This is a genomic window from Anoxynatronum buryatiense (assembly GCF_900182905.1).
In the GTDB taxonomy this organism is placed as follows: domain Bacteria; phylum Bacillota; class Clostridia; order Peptostreptococcales; family Tindalliaceae; genus Anoxynatronum; species Anoxynatronum buryatiense.
In genome coordinates this window covers 1-1,429 of record NZ_FXUF01000046.1, presented here as the reverse complement: position 1 = coordinate 1,429, position 1,429 = coordinate 1, and the positions used below count along the sequence as shown (strand labels likewise).

Annotated in this window: 11 tRNA genes and 1 rRNA gene; all 12 read left to right on the top strand. The window is 51.7% G+C overall.

Annotated elements, in window-relative coordinates:
• Positions 1-79 (top strand): 5S ribosomal RNA (gene rrf, locus QOL74_RS18530); the annotation flags it as partial.
• Between the two features lie 64 nt (positions 80-143).
• Positions 144-219: transfer RNA gene (locus tag QOL74_RS18395), tRNA-Met, on the top strand.
• Positions 220-244: 25 nt separating this feature from the next.
• Positions 245-321: transfer RNA gene (locus tag QOL74_RS18390), tRNA-Arg, on the top strand.
• Positions 322-330: 9 nt separating this feature from the next.
• Positions 331-406, top strand: a tRNA-Gln gene (locus tag QOL74_RS18385).
• A gap of 3 nt (positions 407-409) precedes the next feature.
• Positions 410-485, top strand: a tRNA-Lys gene (locus QOL74_RS18380).
• A gap of 87 nt (positions 486-572) precedes the next feature.
• Positions 573-661, top strand: a tRNA-Ser gene (locus QOL74_RS18375).
• 45 nt (positions 662-706) lie between these two features.
• Positions 707-797 (top strand) — tRNA-Ser (locus tag QOL74_RS18370).
• A 16-nt stretch (positions 798-813) separates the two neighbouring features.
• Positions 814-890 (top strand) — tRNA-Pro (locus tag QOL74_RS18365).
• A gap of 27 nt (positions 891-917) precedes the next feature.
• Positions 918-994, top strand: a tRNA-Ile gene (locus QOL74_RS18360).
• Positions 995-1,015: 21 nt separating this feature from the next.
• Positions 1,016-1,092 (top strand) — tRNA-Trp (locus QOL74_RS18355).
• Positions 1,093-1,180: 88 nt separating this feature from the next.
• A tRNA-Pro gene (locus QOL74_RS18350) sits at positions 1,181-1,257 on the top strand.
• Positions 1,258-1,260: 3 nt separating this feature from the next.
• Positions 1,261-1,337, top strand: a tRNA-Ile gene (locus QOL74_RS18345).
• The last annotated feature ends 92 nt before the right edge of the window (positions 1,338-1,429 follow it).

The following is a 1,429-nucleotide window of genomic DNA, read 5'->3' as shown; positions in this document are numbered from 1 at the left end:
TCCCGAACACAGCCGTTAAGCCCTTCAGCGCTGATGGTACTGGGACGTGAAGTCCTGGGAGAGTAGGTCGCTGCGACTCCTTACCTTCTAAATACTGTTCTTCCATATAGTGTTTTTTATATGCTGAACATACAAAATGATGACGCGGGGTGGAGCAGCTGGAAGCTCGTCGGGCTCATAACCCGGAGGTCGCAGGTTCGAATCCTGTCCCCGCAACCATTAGTTTATATGTCTATTTTTTTGTGTGCCCATAGCTCAGTTGGATAGAGCAACGGCCTTCTAAGCCGTGTGTCCGGGGTTCGAATCCCTGTGGGCACGCCATACCTATGATGGGATATAGCCAAGTCGGTAAGGCAGCGGACTTTGACTCCGTCATGCGCAGGTTCGAGTCCTGCTATCCCAGCCACCTGACCCATTAGCTCAGTCGGTAGAGCACCTGACTTTTAATCAGGGTGTCCCGCGTTCGAGTCGCGGATGGGTCACCAGATTTTTTTTATAAAATGCAGACAGAGGCTCATGAGATGTGATACAATAATTCTGTTGACTGATCTCTGAATGCCATCGGATTACTTGGAGAGGTGTCCGAGCGGTTTAAGGAGCTGGTCTTGAAAACCAGTGACTCCGAAAGGGGCCGTGGGTTCGAATCCCACCCTCTCCGCCACCAAAACTTCACAGATTTCAAAGGCAGATGCTTACAAAACATTATGGAGAAGTACTCAAGCGGCTCAAGAGGACGGTTTGCTAAACCGTTAGGTCGTGTATGCGGCGCGCGGGTTCGAATCCCGCCTTCTCCGCCATTTTTCAAAATGGTCTCCGGGTGTAGCGCAGTTTGGTAGCGCGCATGGTTCGGGATCATGAGGTCGGGGGTTCAAATCCCTCCACCCGGACCACTTATAGGCAATACTTGTCAAACGCTCGGGCCTTTAGCTCAGTTGGTTAGAGCATCCGGCTCATAACCGGGCGGTGCGGGGTTCGAGTCCCTGAAGGCCCACCAGATTTTCATTCAAACCAGCATAGGGGTGTAGTTCAGTCTGGTAGAACGACGGTCTCCAAAACCGTATGTCGTGGGTTCAAATCCTGCCACCCCTGCCATCTTCACATAAAGTCAGAGGCTACAGTGACAAACAGCAATCACCTGATCCAGGCGTGCTGCATGCAGACTCTACTTGAAACACACTATCCGGGTGTAGCGCAGTTTGGTAGCGCACATGGTTTGGGACCATGGGGCCGGGGGTTCAAATCCCTCCACCCGGACCATTAGGGCTCATAGCTCAGGTGGTTAGAGCGCACGCCTGATAAGCGTGAGGTCGGTGGTTCGAGTCCACTTGAGCCCACCAGAAAAAACTTTACAAAATCTTCACAAAACGGTTGACAGGCAAGATGAAAGATGGTAAAGTATAAAAGTCGCACGGATCGAGACAACGCAAGG